This window comes from Amantichitinum ursilacus, assembly GCF_001294205.1.
In the GTDB taxonomy this organism is placed as follows: Bacteria; Pseudomonadota; Gammaproteobacteria; order Burkholderiales; family Chitinibacteraceae; genus Amantichitinum; species Amantichitinum ursilacus.
In genome coordinates this window covers 1-16,761 of the sequence record NZ_LAQT01000004.1, presented here as the reverse complement: position 1 = coordinate 16,761, position 16,761 = coordinate 1, and the positions used below count along the sequence as shown (strand labels likewise).

Annotated in this window: 8 protein-coding genes and 2 pseudogenes; 9 read left to right on the top strand and 1 reads right to left on the bottom strand. The window is 61.7% G+C overall.

The window, feature by feature from the left end; all coding sequences use genetic code 11:
- Positions 1-46 precede the first annotated feature (46 nt).
- The 7 genes and pseudogenes from typA to WG78_RS23240 form a co-directional block, all read left to right on the top strand.
- Positions 47-1,861, top strand: coding sequence for a translational GTPase TypA (typA, locus tag WG78_RS06775; RefSeq protein WP_053937055.1), 1,815 nt, complete (start codon positions 47-49; stop codon positions 1,859-1,861).
- A 171-nt stretch (positions 1,862-2,032) separates the two neighbouring features.
- Positions 2,033-4,071: pseudogene (locus WG78_RS06770) on the top strand (S46 family peptidase).
- A 292-nt stretch (positions 4,072-4,363) separates the two neighbouring features.
- A complete protein-coding gene (locus WG78_RS06765; protein ID WP_053937163.1) occupies positions 4,364-4,891 on the top strand; it encodes a fimbrial protein in 528 nt (175 codons plus the stop codon).
- Entirely contained in the window at positions 4,872-5,645 is a 774-nt protein-coding gene (locus WG78_RS06760) for a fimbrial biogenesis chaperone (protein WP_083458834.1), read from the top strand. The genes WG78_RS06765 and WG78_RS06760 overlap by 20 nt, the downstream gene beginning before the upstream one ends.
- Positions 5,596-8,037, top strand: a complete 2,442-nt coding sequence (locus WG78_RS06755) for a fimbria/pilus outer membrane usher protein (protein ID WP_053937053.1) — start codon at positions 5,596-5,598, stop codon at positions 8,035-8,037. Before WG78_RS06760 ends, WG78_RS06755 begins: the two co-directional genes overlap by 50 nt.
- The gene (locus WG78_RS06750; protein ID WP_053937052.1) at positions 8,034-9,341 is read left to right on the top strand and encodes a fimbrial protein; all 1,308 of its coding nucleotides are present in this window, start codon (positions 8,034-8,036) and stop codon (positions 9,339-9,341) included. Before WG78_RS06755 ends, WG78_RS06750 begins: the two co-directional genes overlap by 4 nt.
- A pseudogene (locus tag WG78_RS23240) lies at positions 9,338-9,991 on the top strand (fimbrial biogenesis chaperone); the annotation flags it as partial. The gene WG78_RS06750 and the pseudogene WG78_RS23240, both read left to right, overlap by 4 nt.
- Positions 9,992-10,029: 38 nt before the next feature.
- On the opposite strand, the gene WG78_RS06740 reads toward WG78_RS23240, so the two are convergent.
- Positions 10,030-10,806: a mechanosensitive ion channel family protein gene (locus WG78_RS06740; RefSeq protein ID WP_053937050.1), complete on the bottom strand. Its 777-nt coding sequence runs from the start codon at positions 10,804-10,806 to the stop codon at positions 10,030-10,032.
- 288 nt (positions 10,807-11,094) lie between these two features.
- Between WG78_RS06740 and treS the strand changes: the two genes are divergently transcribed.
- Complete coding sequence (gene treS / locus WG78_RS06735) at positions 11,095-14,484, top strand: maltose alpha-D-glucosyltransferase (RefSeq protein ID WP_053937049.1); 3,390 nt, start codon at positions 11,095-11,097, stop codon at positions 14,482-14,484.
- Between the two features lie 45 nt (positions 14,485-14,529).
- Positions 14,530-16,461 (top strand): malto-oligosyltrehalose trehalohydrolase, encoded by a 1,932-nt coding sequence (gene treZ, locus WG78_RS06730; protein ID WP_083458831.1) that lies wholly within the window; start codon positions 14,530-14,532, stop codon positions 16,459-16,461.
- Positions 16,462-16,761: the final 300 nt, after the last annotated feature.

Genomic DNA, 16,761 nt, shown 5'->3' with positions numbered 1-16,761 from the left:
CCGTGGTACAATCCTCGGCTTTTCAGACTGTTAGCCAAACCCACCCATGACGCGCGCCATCCGTAATATCGCAATTATTGCCCACGTCGACCACGGTAAAACCACGCTGGTCGATCAACTTCTGCGCCAATCCGGCACCTTCCGCGAAAACCAACAGGTTGACGAGCGGGTGATGGATAGCAACGATCTGGAAAAAGAACGTGGCATCACGATTCTGGCCAAGAACACGGCAATCGAATACGAAGGCGTGCACATCAACATCGTCGACACCCCCGGCCACGCGGATTTCGGCGGTGAAGTCGAGCGCGTGCTGGGTATGGTTGACGGCGTACTGCTGCTGGTCGATGCCGTTGAAGGCCCGATGCCGCAAACGCGCTTCGTCACCAAGAAAGCCCTGGCCTTGGGCCTGCGCCCCATCGTCGTGATCAACAAGGTAGACCGTCCGGGCGCGCGTCCTGACTGGGTGGTGGACCAGACTTTCGATCTGTTCGACAAGCTGGGCGCCAGCGACGAACAACTCGATTTCCCGATCATTTACGCATCCGGCCTGAACGGCTTTGCCAAGCTTGAGCTGGATGAACAATCCGACAACATGCGTCCGCTGTTCGAAACCGTGCTCAAGCACGTGCCGACGCCTGCGGGTGACCCGGACGCCGCGCTGCAACTGCAGATCGCCGCACTGGATTACTCCACCTACACCGGCCGCCTTGGCGTGGGTCGCGTGCTGAACGGCCGCATCAAGCCGGGCCAGCAAGTGGTGGTGATGAACCACGAAGAACAAGTTTCGTCGGGCCGTATCAACCAGGTGCTGGGCTTCCAGGGTCTGGAACGCGTGCCGGTTGAAGGCGCTGAGGCGGGCGACATCATCATCATCTCGGGTCTGGACGAAATCGGTATCGGCGTCACCATCTGTGATCGCGAAAACCCGGTTGGTTTGCCGGTCTTGGGCGTCGATGAGCCGACCCTGACCATGGACTTTATGGTGAATACGTCGCCGCTGGCCGGTACGGAAGGCAAGTTCGTCACCAGCCGCCAGATCCGCGACCGTCTGAACAAAGAACTGCTGACCAACGTTGCGCTGCGCGTTGAAGACACGGCCGATGCTGATATTTTCCGCGTTTCGGGCCGTGGCGAACTGCACTTGACCATTCTGCTGGAAAGCATGCGCCGCGAAGGCTTTGAAATGGCCGTCGCCAAGCCGCGCGTGGTGTACAAGGATGTGAACGGCGAGAAGTGCGAGCCGTACGAAAACCTGACCATCGACCTGGAAGATGAACACCAGGGCGGCATCATGGAAGAAATCGGTCGTCGCCGTGGCGAACTGACCAATATGGAATCGGATGGCCGCGGTCGTACCCGTCTGGAATATCACATTCCGGCACGTGGCCTGATCGGCTTCCAGTCTGATTTCATGACCATGACCCGCGGTACCGGCCTGATGAGCCACGTGTTTGATGACTACGCGCCGGTCAAGGCTGACCTGCCGGGCCGTCACAATGGCGTGCTGATCTCGCAAGATAACGGTGAAGCCGTTGCCTATGCGCTGTGGAAGCTGGAAGACCGTGGCCGTATGTTCGTCAGCCCGGGCGACAAGCTGTACGAAGGCATGGTGATTGGTATTCACAGCCGCGATAACGACCTGGTCGTTAACCCGATCAAGGGCAAGCAGCTGACCAACGTGCGCGCTTCGGGTACTGATGAAGCCGTGCGTCTGACCACCCCGATCAAGCTGACGCTGGAATCAGCCGTCGAGTTTATCGATGATGACGAACTGGTCGAAATCACCCCGCAATCGATCCGCGTCCGCAAACGCCATCTGCAAGAACACGACCGTCGTCGTGCCAACAAGGCAGGCGCTTAAAGCGCGCCGCTCGTCGATTGAGCGGATTGCTTGTACAAAAAACCGGGCCTTGTGCCCGGTTTTTTATTGTCTGTGTCTATCCGGGTGGTCGGATGGGCTTGTTATTATTCCAGGTGCATAACAATCAGACCTGGAGAGCAAAACGTGCGTCAGTGGTTATTGGCAGTAGCAATGTGGCCCACGCTTGCCTGTGCAGCGGAAGGGATGTGGACGCTGGACAATCTGCCCGCCGCGCAGATCAAACAGCAATATGGCTTCAGCCCCGATGCGGCCTGGGTGGACAAGGTGATGCATGCGTCCGCGCGCATTGCCAACGGCTGTTCAGCGTCGTTTGTTTCGCCGAATGGCCTAGTGTTAAGCAATCACCATTGCGCCGTGTCTTGCGTGGAACAACTTTCGACGGCCAGACAAGACTTTGTCGAACTGGGCTTTCTGGCGCACGACCTGGCGCACGAAGTGCGTTGCCCCGAGATCGAGATCAATCGGCTCGAAAAAATTACCGATGTGACGCAGCAGGTCAAAGCCGCTACGCAAGGGCTGGATGGCAATGCGTTCAAGAAAGCGCAAGACGCGGTCAAAGCGCAGCTTACCCAGGCGTGTGTCGGCACCGCCAAAGACACGCAGCGCTGCGATGTGGTTGATCTGTACCACGGCGGGCAATATCACCTTTATCAATACCATCGCTTCCAGGATGTGCGCCTGGTGTTTGTGCCCGAAGCGGCGATCGGCTTTTTTGGCGGCGACCCGGACAACTTTAATTTTCCGCGCTACGCGCTGGATATGTCGGTAATGCGCGTTTACGAGAACGGCAAGCCCGCACAGGCCCGCGATTATTTTCCGCTCAGCGCCGACGGCGCCAAAGCAGGCGAACTGACGTTTGTAACCGGCCATCCCGGCACCACGCGCCGCTTGCTGACCATGGCCCAACTGGCCAATCTGCGCGATATCCGCCTGCAGCACCGCCTGCTGGAGCTGGCGGGAGAGCGCGGCATGTTGCGGCAATACAGTACCGAAGGCGCAGAACAGGCGCGCGTGGCGCATACCGATCTGTTCTATATCGAGAACAGCTACAAAGCCATGTTCGGCCAGCTGCAAGCGTTGCAAGATCCAAAGGTGATGGCGCAAAAGCAACAGGATGAAGCCTCGCTGCGCGCCTTTGTTGCCGCCACCCCGGCACTGAAAGACAAGGCCGGCGGCGCATGGGATGCCATCGCGAGGGCGCAGACCGTCTACACGCAGATCGAGCCCGATTATGTGGTCAAGGAAATGGGCGGTGGCTTTGACAGCGAGTATTTCGATATCGCGCGTACGCTGGTGCGGGGCGCGGCGGAACGCGCCAAACCCAATACCGAACGGCTGCGGGAATTCCACGAATCCGACCTGCCGCAGCGTGAGCAAAAGCTGTTTTCCAGCGCGCCTATCTACCCTGATTTCGAAAAGACCAAGCTCACCGCATCGCTCACCCGCATGCGCGAGCTGCTGGGGCCGGATGACGCCTTTGTGAAATCCGTGCTGGGCAAACAATCGCCGCGCCAGGTGGCCACGCGCGTGATTGATGGCACGCGGCTGGGCGACATCGCGCTGCGTCAGGCCTTGTGGCAGGGTGGCGCGGCTGCGGTGGCGGCGTCGCAAGATCCGATGATTCAGTTGGCGCGCCAGATCGATCCGGCGGCCCGTGCGGTGCGTCAGCGTTACGAACAGGACGTGGAAGCAGTCGAACAAAAGAATGCCGAATTGATCGCACAAGCACGTTTGCCCAACTGGGCAGCAGCGTGTATCCCGACGCCACCTTCACGCTGCGCTTGTCTTATGGCGAGGTGAAGGGCTGGGATGAGCGCGGCACCCCGGTCACGCCGTTTACCACCTTTGCGGGCGCATTCGAGCGTCACACCGGCGCCGAACCGTTTGCGTTGCCTGGCACGTGGCTGGCCGCCAAAGCGCAGCTTGATCTGCAGCAGAAGTTTGATTTTGTGACCACCAACGACATCATTGGTGGCAACTCCGGCAGCCCGGTCATCAACCAGCAAGGCCAGATCGTGGGCCTGATTTTTGATGGCAACATCCATAGCCTGGGCGGCGCGTTCTATTACGATCCGGTACTGAACCGCTCGGTGGCAGTGCACAGCGGGGCCATCCTGCAGGCGCTGGACCGCGTTTATCACGCCACCGATCTGGCTAACGAAATGCGCACCGGCGCGACGCCGCATTAAGCTTTATTGACGGCAGATATACACCGGCCGCCCCTTGTGGGCGGCTTTTTATTGCGCGATATACACCCGCTAATTGCTGTGGCGGATTAATTGCCGTCACCAATTTCGGCGTATATATAAAATGGTGATCGCTTTTTTAGGCATAGCGTATTTGTTTGCGATTAGTCTCATCCAGGGTTGGCATTAATTTGCGTAAATTGTGCCTCGCACTTGAAAACAAAAGTCCGGTTGCTTTCGATTTTAATGGGTCGATTTCGCCGGATATTTATTGTCAGCCTTTATGGATGCCATCATGTTCATTCAACGCCTGCTTATCTGTACCGCCATTACTGTACCCGCCGCCGCTTTTGCATTGAGTGATAACACCCTGCAATTTCAGGGTGAAGTCACCAATCAAACCTGCCAGGTGACGATCAACGGCAACAAAACCATGCCGATCGTGCTGTTGCCGACCACGCCTATTTCCAAACTCACCGCCGCCAATATGACCGCAGGCCGTACTGAGTTCTCTATGGAGGTGAGCGGTTGTACGGTGGCCACCACAGCGCTGGATATCAAGACCGTATTTATCGCCACCACCCCCAACGCGGCGGGTCGCATGTCCAATACGGGCGACGCCACGGGCGTTAGCCTGCAGATTGTGGATCCCGTCAATGCTTATAGGGTGGTCAATCTGGCAGGCCAGGGCGAAACGGGCGTTCAGGTGGCCGTCGGCGCCACCAGCGCTACCCGCAAATACGCGGTTGAGTATGTGGCCGACGCCGTAGCAGGCGCCGGTAGCGTTGCGGGCAGCGTGCAGTATGCGATTTCGTATAAGTAATGCGCTGTTCGGCATGGCGGCGCTGACGTGTGCCGCCGCCATGCCGGTTTGGAGTGGGGTAACCCTGCCCAACACGCGTGTCATTTATCCGGGAGGGGCAGCGGGCCACACGGTGCAGGTGAGCAATAGCGGTGATACGCCCTACGTGGTGCAGCTATGGGCCGATATCGATAACCCGCTTTCCACGCCAGAGCAAGCCGATGCGCCTTTTATTATTACGCCGGTTCTATTCCGGATAGAGCCTGAATCGGGGCAAAGCGTACGCATCCTGTTTTCCGGTAATGCAAACCAATTGCCGCAAGATAAAGAATCAATCTTTTATTTGAATATGGTGCAATTGCCGCCGCGTAATGCGGATGTTGCTGCCAGCAATCAATTGAAGGTTATCGTACGCGACCGGCTTAAATTGTTTTATCGACCGCCGGGATTAGTGGGCAAGCCTGCAGACCTGATCAAAAAACTGGTGTTTTCTTTTCGGGCACCTGATCAATTGATCGTGACTAATCCGGGCCCATGGTTTGCCTCACTGGCGCGGGCGCGGGTGCAGATTGCCGGCCAATCGCGCGAAATCGAACTGGATATGGTCGCTCCGGGTGCCAGCCGCAGCTGGACCTGGGCTTTACCCGTTTCAGCGTTGCCGCTGCCTTTGCAATTTTCCTTGATCAACGATTATGGCGGCATTACCCAGGCAGAAACTACCCTTAATGCCGCGCTGGCTGAGCAGCCTGATGCTGAGCGCGCTGATGGCAAATAGCGCCGTCGTGCTTGCGGAACAAAGTATCGAGTTTGATGAAGACATGCTGGTCGGCAAGTCCATTCCGCGCGGTGGCCTGGCGCGCTTTGCCAAAACCGACCGGGCTGCACCCGGCGTGTACGAAGTCGATGTATTTATCGAACGGCGCTTTGTGCAGCGCGCGGCGGTGGTTTTTCAGTTGATGCCGGACGATGAAATTGCGCCATGCCTGTCCGCCGACTTGCTGCACGCGGCGGGCGTGCAATTGTCGGCTGCGGCGATGCCGTCCGCAGCCTGCCGTCCGCTGGCCGATTGGGCGCCTGGCGCGACGGCAAAGTTTGATAGCGCGCGGCTCCGGCTCGATCTGGCCGTCCCCCAGGCGCTGTTGGCGCGGCAGCATACCGGCGCCGTGTCGCTGGCTGAACTGGATGCCGGCGTGCCGGTGTTATTTGCCAACTATGACGCCAGCGCATGGTGGGCGCAGTCCGCTCAAAACAATGCGCCTTCGCTATTTGCAACGGTACAAACCGGAGCCAACGCCGGATTGTGGCAGCTACGCCAGCAGTCCAGCTTTAACGCTGCGGGCAATAGCGGTGGCGTGCGCTGGCACGCCGACCGCACCTGGTTACAGCGGCCTTTACCGGCGTGGCGGAGCCAGTTGCTGGTGGGTGATGCGCCCACGCCTGGCCATCTGTTTGGCAGCGTTATGGTGCGCGGCGTGCAGATGGTTACCGATGACCGGATGTTGCCCGATGGATTGCGCGGCTATGCGCCCGTGGTGCGCGGCGTTGCCACCAGCAACGCGCGCGTCAGCATCCGCCAGGGCGACGTCTTGCTGTACCAGACCACGGTATCGCCTGGCGCCTTCGTCATTGACGATTTATACCCCGCGGGCATCAACGGTGATTTGGGGGTGGAAGTGGCCGAAGCCGATGGCCAGGTGCAGCGCTTTACGATGCCGTACGTGGCATTGCCGCAGTCCTTGCGGCCCGGCCAGCAGCGGGTGGCGTGGGCAGCAGGGCGAGTTGCCGATGTGCCGAACACGGCGCTGGCGCAGCTGGACTGGCAAGCCGGTATCAACAATATGCTGACGGCAAACGCGGGTGTGCGCGGCGCGAGCGGTTACGCTGCGGGCGCGGGCGGCGTAGTACTCGCCACCGCACTCGGCGCGTTTGGTTTCGATGTGCTGCTGGCGCGCTCGCGCGGGCACAGCGCCAGCTGGCAGTGGGCAGGCCGCTGGAGCCAGCGTCTTGCTGGCGCCGACACCAACGTGGGCCTTGAATGGCTGCAAAGATCGCCCGGTTGTCTGGATTTGACAGCCAGCATCAGGACCTACGCCGATAGATGTACCGGCGCGACCCGGCAACTGGGTGTGACTGGCAACCAGCCCTTGGGGCGCTGGGGTCAGTTGTATGTTTCGGCGCTGTTGCGACGCGGCGATGAAGCGCCCACCCAGGATTATCAGCTCAGCTACAGCGTGGCGGTGTCCGGCTTGAGCCTGACCGCCATGTTGTCGCGGCAGCGCCGCTCGGCTCAGTCCGGGATGCGTGGCACGCAAGGGAACACCGCGTTGCTCTCGGTCTCGGGCAACTGGGGTGAGCAGCGCACGGTTGGGGCCAGTCTCACGCGCCAGAGCGGCAGCGATATGTCCACCATCAGCCAGTTGCAAACCACGCTCAGCGGTACGCTGGGCACGCGCGCCAGTTATGGTATCGCCGCAACCCAGGCCCGGCAGGGCAATACGGCGCTGGATGTCAGCCTGCAGCAGAATCTGGCCGCCGTGACGCTTGGCGCCAGCGCGGCGCTGGGCAAGTCACATCGGCAGGCCGGGCTGAGCGCGCGCGGTGCAGTGGTGGCGCATGCCGGAGGCGTAACCACCGGGCCGTGGTTGTCTGACACCTTTGGCCTGGTCGAAGCGCCGGGCGCGGCCGGAGCAGATGTGCGGGATGGTTCTGGTGCCACCATCGACGGTGCAGGGTACGCGCTGATCACGGCCCTGCAACCGTATCGCTACAACGACGTCACGCTGGGTACGCAAGCGCTGGATGCGGCCACCGAATTGCTGTCCAGCCAGCAACGGGTTGCGCCCTATGCAGGCGCGGTGCCGCGGTTGCGCTTCAAAACCCGGCGCGGCCGCGCCGTGTTGCTGCGACTGGCGCGCGATGATGGACAGCCGCTGCCGTTTGGCGCGGATGTCTACGGTCCGGATGCTCAGCTGCTGGGCCTGGTGGGGCAGCAAAGCCAGTTGTATGCGCGCGTCGCCGAAGACGTGACAGAACTGAGCGTGCAGTGGGGTGACCAGCCGGGCGCGCGTTGTCGGGTCCAGTTGCCCGCCGCGAGCAGCGAGGCCAGTCGCGCCGGGATGCCGTCCGCCACACTCTGCCGCATGGCCACCGGAGCGGCCGCCCGATGATGGTCTTGCGCTACGCGCGCCTGCTGCTGAGCGCAATCGCGGTACTGCTCGCGCATACGGCACTCGCCGAATGTGCTCGCGTCAGTTACACGCAGTTGCCCGCGCCCAGTGCACTCAGCTATGTCGACCCCGCCTATGGCCGCGTCGGGAGCTGGACCGGCGCATTTTCGGCACAGGGCGCCAGTGGCTTACCCGCCGTTATCAATCTGGAAGAGGGCGTGATGCAGCCGATCGGTACGCTGCTGGGGTCGGGGGTGATCACGCTGGGCCAGATGGCGCAGCCCATGCTCGATCCGGACCAGGTGCTGTATCGCTGCACGCCGGATGAAGAAGGCAAGTTGTACGAGTTTTATGCCACCCACGCTCAGGACGAGATCACTGGCCAGATCGAAGCCGGCGCCACCGTGGGCTTGCCCCGGGCGTACCAAACCGCGTTGACCGGCATGCTGCTGCGCATGCTCAACATCGCCAGCGGCCAGTATTTCAGCCATTTCTGGCAGCGCCGCCCGTTAACGGTGGAGCGCGACGGCGCGGGTTATTTGCTGGTCAAGGTCAAGCATTTCAGCGCGATTCAGGTCGAAGCCCTGCGTGGCCCCGAAACAGGAGGCTGGTCCGGCCCCGGCGCCTGGCCATCCAGCTTGCCGAATGGCAATCTGGCGTTTCAGGGTGGCGGCATCGGTGCGGGGCTACGCGCGGGCGATCTGGCCGCAAGCAATCGCGCGGGCTGGCCTCTGGATTGGCCGGGCGCTATCGGGTTATGGGGCAATGTCACGATACGCCGTTCGGCCTCGTGCACCGTCAGCACGCAAGGCCATCCGCTGCTGTTTGCGCCGATCAGTACCGCCAGCCTGGCTGCAGGCGGCACGCGTTCAGTGTCGGGGGACGTGCAACTGGTCTGCAACCATGGCGCGGTGTCCTTGAACGGCATGCTCCCGTTTGCCAGCGGTACCGTGCAGGGACAATCTGCGCTGGGCTTTTTGCCTGCGGCGCTACTCAATATCCCCGGCGTGGATACCCGGCAGTTTCTGCTGTCGGATGGCTATGGCAGCGCCGCCGATATTGCCACTGGCGTGGGCATCCGCCTGTCCGATACGCGCGGGCGGCCGCTGCAACTGCTGGCCAGCGATGCGGTGGGTGGCAGCGGTTGGTATCCGGTGCTTGATGACGCCGTGCAGCAAGAAAACCTGGGGGCCACCCGGCGCTATCGCCGCAGCTTTACCGCCACGCTAATGCGCCTGCCCGGGCAGACGCCGCAAGCGGGCCGGGTGCGCACGCGCGCCTATGTGCTGGTAAAAGTGCAATGATCCGGCCGCGCTGGTTGCGCCACCTGCTGCTCAGTGCGCTGGTCGCCAGTGCCGCCGCACATACGCCTGCGGCGGGGCTGGTCATCAGCCGTACCCGCCTGGTCTACACGGTGGGCGCAGCCAGCATGACCCTGCAGGTGGCCAATGCTGAAACCTGGCCTCTGTTGATCGAAGCGTGGGTAGACCGGGGCGCACCCGATGGCACGCCGGAAAACGCCATCGCGCCCGTGATGCCGGTGCCCGCGCTGTTCCGGTTAGCGCCGGGCCAAATCATCAATCTACGGCTGGTGCCCACGCTAAACGAATCGGGCGTGGCCCCAGCCGGGCCGAACGTAGAAAGCCTGTACTGGCTTAACCTCAACGCCATCGCTCCACATGGCGATACCAGCCCGGCCGGGATCGAACTGGCCACGCGCTTGCAACTCAAGGTGTTGTATCGGCCTGCCGGGTTGCCTGCGGCGAACCACGCAATCAAGCAGTTGCAGCATCGATGGCAGGCCGGCGGACTGCTGCTCGCCAACCCGACCCCCTTTCATTTGCAGCTGGTGGGCGTAGGCAGCCCGGAGCAGGGCCAGACCGATGTGCTGTTGGCGCCCGGCAGCACGCACTGGTTGCCGCTGCAGCCGGGCCGTCTCAGTGGCGGTTATCTGGACGACGACGGCCTGTGGCATCCCTTGCCACCGCTGGATCAAGCCGGCTCGGTTTCCAGTACCGGGTGCACGCGCGCCAGTAAGGCCGCTTTCGCCTCGGCAAAATGGTCGGTATTGGCCCACGCCGTCACCGTAATGCGCGCGCCGGTTTCGGTCAGCTCGCTGACCAGCACCTGCGGCGCGGGGTCATGCAGGATATGATCGTCGTGCGATACAAGGCCTTGCAGATTCTGGATGGTGCGATCCACCTCCGCCGTTGGCACCGCCACGCTGGTTTCAATGCGACGCGTGCCGTTTACCGTGTAATTGCTGACTGCATTGCTCCACAGCTGGCTATTGGGCACAAACATGCCCGCGCCATCGACGCGCGTCAGGCGGGTGTGGAACAGGTTGATCTCAACCACCGTCCCGGCGATGGCATTACCCACGCCTTCAATGTAGTCACCCACGCGAAACGGCCGCAGCAGCAGAATCATGAAACCGGCCGCAATGTTCTGCAGCGTGCCTTGCAACGCCAGGCCAATCGCCAGACCGGCCGCACCCAGCGCGGCGATGATGCTGGCCGTGCGCACGCCAAAGCGTTCCAGCGCCGCCGCCAGCGCCACCACCCGCACTGCCCACATCAACACATTGGCCAGCACCGGCCGGATGGTGGCGTCGGCGTGGGTGCGCGCCAGCGACCGGTTCAGCCACGCGTTAACGCGGTTGGACAACCACCAGCCAATGACCAATATCAACAGGGCCACGCCAACGTTGACGCCAAATTCCATCAGGTTGGTCACTATCCAGTCATACGCAGTATGAAATCGCTCCATCGGGTTACTCCATCAGGTAAGGCTTGAGCAAAAAGAAGGGCACGGCCTACGCGCAATGGCGTATTGGCTGGCAGCTTTACGCGCCGGTTTGTCTATCCTGATGAGGTCAGCAACAGCGGTAAGTGCGCCAGGGCGTGCGCGGATCAAATCAATGTACGTAAGCCGCACCCCAGTGGCCCGCGGCCTGCGACTGAACCCGCTGTAGGACCAACCATAAGCAACGCGAGGGATATATCTTGTACAGCGTCGATTCTGCCTCTCTGGTTTGTCACCTTGCGGAGGTGATTTATGGCTAACAACACACGCGGCAAGCACGCAGTGCGCCCGGCGGAATGGCCGCCAGCCGAGGGCGGCAACGACACGCTGTGGTATCGCGACGCCATCATTTATCAGGTGCACGTCAAGTCGTTTATGGATGCCAACAATGACGGCATCGGCGACTTTAAAGGTTTGATTTCCAAGCTCGATTACATTGCCTCGCTGGGCGTGGATGCGATCTGGCTGCTGCCGTTCTACCCGTCGCCGCGCAAGGACGACGGTTACGACGTGTCGGATTACAAAGGCGTGCATCCCGACTACGGCACGCTGGCCGACGCGCGTGAATTCATGGCGCAGGCGCATGCGCGCAAATTGCGCGTGATTACCGATCTGGTGCTCAACCACACCTCCGACCAGCACGCCTGGTTCCAGCGCGCGCGCCAGGCGCCGCGTCATAGCCGTTGGCGTGATTTTTATGTGTGGAGCGACACCGACCAGAAATACGCCGGCACCCGCATCATCTTTTCGGATACCGAAAAATCCAACTGGACCTGGGACCCGGTGGCCAACCAGTACTACTGGCACCGTTTTTTTGCCCACCAGCCCGATCTGAACTTTGATAACCCGCGCGTGATGGAAGCCGTCTTGCGCGTGGTGCGTTTCTGGCTGGATATGGGCGTGGATGGCTTCCGCCTTGATGCCGTGTCGTACCTGATCGAACGCGAAGGCACGCTCAACGAGCATTTGCCCGAAACCCACGCCGTGCTGAAAAAACTGCGCGCGTTTATGGACGAGCATTATCCCGGCCGCATGTTGCTGGCCGAAGCCAATGCCTGGCCCGAAGACATGCAGCAATACTTTGGCAATGGCGACGAATGCAATATGGCGTTCCACTTTCCGCTGATGCCCCGCATGTATATGGCCATCGCGCGTGAAGACCGCTTTCCGATTACCGATATCCTGCGCCAGACACCCAATATTCCCGACAACTGTCAGTGGGCGATTTTCCTGCGCAACCACGATGAACTGACGTTGGAAATGGTCACCGACGCCGAGCGCGATTATCTGTGGCAAACCTACGCCGCCGACCGCCGCGCCCGGCTTAACCTGGGCATCCGCCGCCGCCTCGCGCCGCTGATGGAACGTGACCGCCGCCGCATCGAGTTGATGAACAGCCTGTTGCTGTCGATGCCAGGTACGCCGGTGATTTATTACGGCGATGAAATCGGCATGGGCGACAACATCCATCTGGGCGATCGCGATGGCGTGCGTACGCCGATGCAATGGTCGCCTGACCGTAATGGCGGCTTTTCGCTGGCCGACCCCGAACAACTGGTGCTGCCCGCCGTGATGGGCACCTTGTACGGCTATGAATCTGTCAACGTCGAGGCGCAAATCCGCGATGGCCATTCGCTGCTCAACAGCATGCGCCGCATGATCGCCGTGCGCCGACGCCACCACGCGTTTGGCCGCGGCACCATCAACTTTCTGCATACCGGCAACCGCCGCATTCTGGCGTACCTGCGTGAGATGCCGGGCGAAGCGCCGTTGCTGTGCGTGGCCAACCTGGCGCGCACCGCACAGGCGGTCGAGCTGGATATTCCCGATTACGCCGGGCGCATTCCGCTGGAATTGATGGGCGGTGCGCCGTTCCCCGAAATCGGCAGCGGTTTGTATACGCTGACCTTGCCGCCGTACGGCTTTTACTGGCTCGAAATCTCGGAAGTAGCGCAGCGTCCGGCATGGAGCCAGGTGGCCGAACCGCCGATGCCCGAACTGACCACGCTGGTGGTGCGCAATACGGTGCAAACGCTGGAAACGCTGCTCAGCGACCAGGATGGCCATCGCGCGCAACTGGAACGCGAAGTACTGCCCGCGTATCTGACCGTGCGGCGCTGGTATCCGGGCTCGCAACGCTTGCCCGTGCGCCTGGCCTATATGGCACGCATCGACGAGCGCCCCACCGAACCGGGCGGCCTGGGCACTTATCTGTGCGAAATCGAAGTCAGCGACGGCCAGCAAACTGGCTCGTGGTTGCTGCCGCTGGGTATTTACTGGGAGCAGCAGGGCATGCCGGCGCTGGTGGAACAACGCGCGCTGTTCCGCGTGCGCCGTGGCCGCCAGCTGGGTTATCTGACCGACGCCGTGGGCATCGATTCGTTTGCGCGCGGCCTCGTCAAAGCCTTTGCCGACCATCGTGAAATCCCTCTACCCGACGGCGGCCATCTGCGCTTTGAAACCCCCGACCCCACGCCTGATCTGACGCTGCCCGAAGATGCCCAGGTGCGTTGGGTGGAAGTGCAGGACATGCGCGGACTGTTGGTGGTGGACGATCTGGCCGTCATCAAGATGGACCGGCTGATCGAACACGGCATCCACGAAGAAACCGAATTGCTGCGCTATCTGGCCGAGCAAAACTTTGAGCGCATCCCGCACTGGCTGGGCCACTGCATTCGCGTGGACGCCAATGGCGACGAAAACACGCTGCTGGTCATGCATCGCTTTGTGCGCAACCAGGGCCGCGCCAGCACATGGATTGTCGATAACCTCAACCGCAGTCTTAACGACCTGTTGTCGGTGGCCGCCGCCGCCGATGCCTCGGCCGCACAACGCCCGGCGCTGGAACAAAGCGACTGGTTTGTTGATTTGCTCGACAACCTGACGCCACCAGTGCGCGCCGCCGGTTTGCATCTGGGCGAAATGCACAAACTGTTTGCCGCCAATACCAGCGACGAAGCCTTTGCCCCACGTCCGGCCACAACGGAAGACACCACGGCGTGGGCCGACCGGGCACACGTGCGGCTGCGTGAAGCGCTGGATGCGCTGGCCTTGCTGCGCAATCAATTGCCCGAAGACGCGCAAGCGCGCCTCGACAACCTGAGCGCGCTGCAACTCGATCTGCAAGACGCCGGCAAAGTGATCGCCACGCGTGCGGTCGGCTCACGGCTGCAGCGTATCCATGGCGCGATGAGCTTCGACAATGTGCTGATGGCGCTCAACGACGTGTTGTTTGGCGGCTTTGGCGCCAACGAGCCCGAGCTGAAACGCATCAAGACCACGCCGATGCGCGATGTGGCGGGGCTGCTGGAATCGCTGGACATGGCGCTGGACACCGCGTCGCAAGATCCGGCGCACACCATGCCCACGCCGCATGCCGAGCGCCAACGGCTGATCGAGATGGTGCGCAGCACCTTGCGCGTGGCTGCGCTGACCGCATGGCTGGAAGCGTGGGACGGTGACAGCGGCGAAATCGACCGCGCGCTGACCGAAGGCGTGCTGGATCTGCTGATGCTGGAAGCCGCCGCACGCAGCCTGGCGATTACGGTGCTGCACGATATCCAGTTGGCCCCAGCCATCTTGCGCCGCCTTGGCCAGTTGGCCGACCGCGTGCTCAGCCTGCGCGAAAAGGCCAATCCATGAGCTTGCCACTTTCTATCCAAACCATTGAAACCCTGCGAGGAATGCATGAACGAATCCGTTTCCGACAGCCCGAACTGGGGCGCTCGTTATATCGGCGACGGCCAGACCCGTTTTCGGTTGTGGGCGCCTGATCTAACCGAACTGCAACTGGCTATTTACCAGCAAGATCCGCAGCCGATGACGCCCTCGGGCGATGGCTGGTTTGAACTGACCACGCACGCCGAGCCGGGCACGCGTTACGGCTTTAAACAGCCCGAGCGCATCCTGCCCGACCCGGCCTCGCGCCTGCAGCAGGGTGGCCCGCACGGCTGGAGCGTGGTCACCGATGCGCAAGCGTGGACCAATCCACATCCGGCCTGGTTGGGCCGGCCCTGGGCCGAGACAGTGATTTACGAGCTGCATGTGGGCACCTCGGGCGGCTTTAATGGCGTGCGCCATCGGCTGGCCGAACTGGCCGCGCTGGGCATCACCGCCATCGAACTGATGCCGATTGCCGCTACGCCGGGCAATCGCAACTGGGGTTATGACGGCGTGCTGCCGTTTGCCGTGCATGAAGCCTTGGGCACGCCGGACGAACTGCATCAGCTGATCGATACGGCGCATGGCCTGGGCATCCAGGTGTTTCTGGACGTGGTGTACAACCACTTCGGCCCGGACGGTAACTTTTTGCATGCGTATGCCTCAACCTTCTTTGTCGACGGCCCGCATACGCCCTGGGGCCAGGCGATCGATTTCCGCCAGGCACAAGTGGGGCAGTTCTGGCTGGAAAACGCCTTGTACTGGCTTAACGATTTCCACTTTGACGGCCTGCGTTTTGATGCCGTGCACGCCATTGCCGACGACGCCTGGCTGGCCGATCTGGCGCGCAATATCCGCGCGGGCGTCGCGCCCGATCGCCACGTGCATCTGATGCTGGAAAACGAACAGAACTCGGCCGAATTGCTGCGCCAGGGCAGTCACGATATCGCCAACGATCCGCGCTATGACGCGCAATGGAACGACGATGCGCATAACGCGCTGCACGTGTTGCTGACCGGCGAAGACGAAGGCTATTACTCCGCCTTTGCGCACACGCCCGACGGCCGCACGCCGATTCAGCATCTGGTGCGTTGCATGGGCGAAGGCTTTGCCTGGCAAGGCGAACCGTGGCCCTTGCGCGAGGGCGAACATCGCGGCGCACGCAGCGGTTTACTGCCACCGACCGCGTTTATCTTCTTTTTGCAAAACCACGACCAGATCGGCAATCGCGCCATGGGCGAACGCCTGACGGTGCTGACTTCTCCACAAAAATTGCGCGCGGCGCGGGTGCTGCAATTGCTGTGCCCGCAAATACCGCTGCTGTTTATGGGCGAAGAGTGGGGCAGCAAACAGCCGTTCCTGTTTTTTACTGACCACCACGGCGAGCTGGCCGAAGCGGTGCGTAACGGGCGGCGCAGAGAGTTTGCTCACTTTGCCGCCTTCAAGGATGAGCAGAAACGCGCGCAAATTCCGGACCCCAATGAGCCGCAAACCTTTACCGATTCCGAACCGGGCATGCCGCCGCTGGATGATGAAGAGGCCACGGCCTGGCTGGATCTGACGCGCGAGCTATTGGCCATCCGCCAGCACGCCATCGCGCCGGCGCTGGACGGCGCACGCGCTACGCAAGCAGCGGCATTGTCGGACAAGGCGCTGGTGGCGCAATGGAAGCTGGCTGATCAACGCACGCTGACGCTGTTCGCCAATTTTGACGACGCGCCACTGGCGCTGACGCAAGCGCCGGATTGGGCATCGCGCGCCACCGGCCAGCTCGACATCAACCGCATGCTGTACGAAACGCCCACAGGCGCCAGCAATAGCGCCAGCACGGGCGAACTGCCGGGCAACAGCTGCGTGGCGTGGATTGAGGATGTGCCGACGGCGCAGGTGTCGCGCGCACACGAAAGCGCCGAATTGCCGCTGGAACTGCCGACCATGGTGCCGGTGGTGGGTGGCTAGACAGGGCGGGCCTGGACGGGACGCCGAGTCCCACCAGCCAGAGTGCATAGGGGAGGTCAAGACCCACCAGCCAGAGTGCATAGGGTGAGTCAAGACCCACCAGCCAGAGTGGTATGCCAGGACCGCAGTCTGTAGCAATTGGCTTTGGATGGTGGGTCTCGACCCACCGTATGTGATGGCCGCAACCACGGTGCTGGCGCTGGGTGGCGAGATAGGGTGGGTCAAGACCCACCATTCAGAGTGGTATGCCAAGACCCCAGTCTGTGGCAATTGGCTTTGAAGGGTGGGTCCCGACCCACC

Excerpts from the sequence above, each read along its gene's own strand:
- typA (WP_053937055.1), top strand. The coding sequence starts at position 47 with ATGACGCGCGCCATCCGTAATATCGCAATTATTGCCCACGTCGACCAC.
- WG78_RS06765 (WP_053937163.1), top strand. The coding sequence starts at position 4,364 with ATGTTCATTCAACGCCTGCTTATCTGTACCGCCATTACTGTACCCGCC.
- WG78_RS06760 (WP_083458834.1), top strand. The coding sequence starts at position 4,872 with ATGCGATTTCGTATAAGTAATGCGCTGTTCGGCATGGCGGCGCTGACG.
- WG78_RS06755 (WP_053937053.1), top strand. The coding sequence starts at position 5,596 with ATGCCGCGCTGGCTGAGCAGCCTGATGCTGAGCGCGCTGATGGCAAAT.
- WG78_RS06750 (WP_053937052.1), top strand. The coding sequence starts at position 8,034 with ATGATGGTCTTGCGCTACGCGCGCCTGCTGCTGAGCGCAATCGCGGTA.
- WG78_RS06740 (WP_053937050.1), bottom strand. The coding sequence starts at position 10,806 with ATGGAGCGATTTCATACTGCGTATGACTGGATAGTGACCAACCTGATG.
- treS (WP_053937049.1), top strand. The coding sequence starts at position 11,095 with ATGGCTAACAACACACGCGGCAAGCACGCAGTGCGCCCGGCGGAATGG.
- treZ (WP_083458831.1), top strand. The coding sequence starts at position 14,530 with ATGAACGAATCCGTTTCCGACAGCCCGAACTGGGGCGCTCGTTATATC.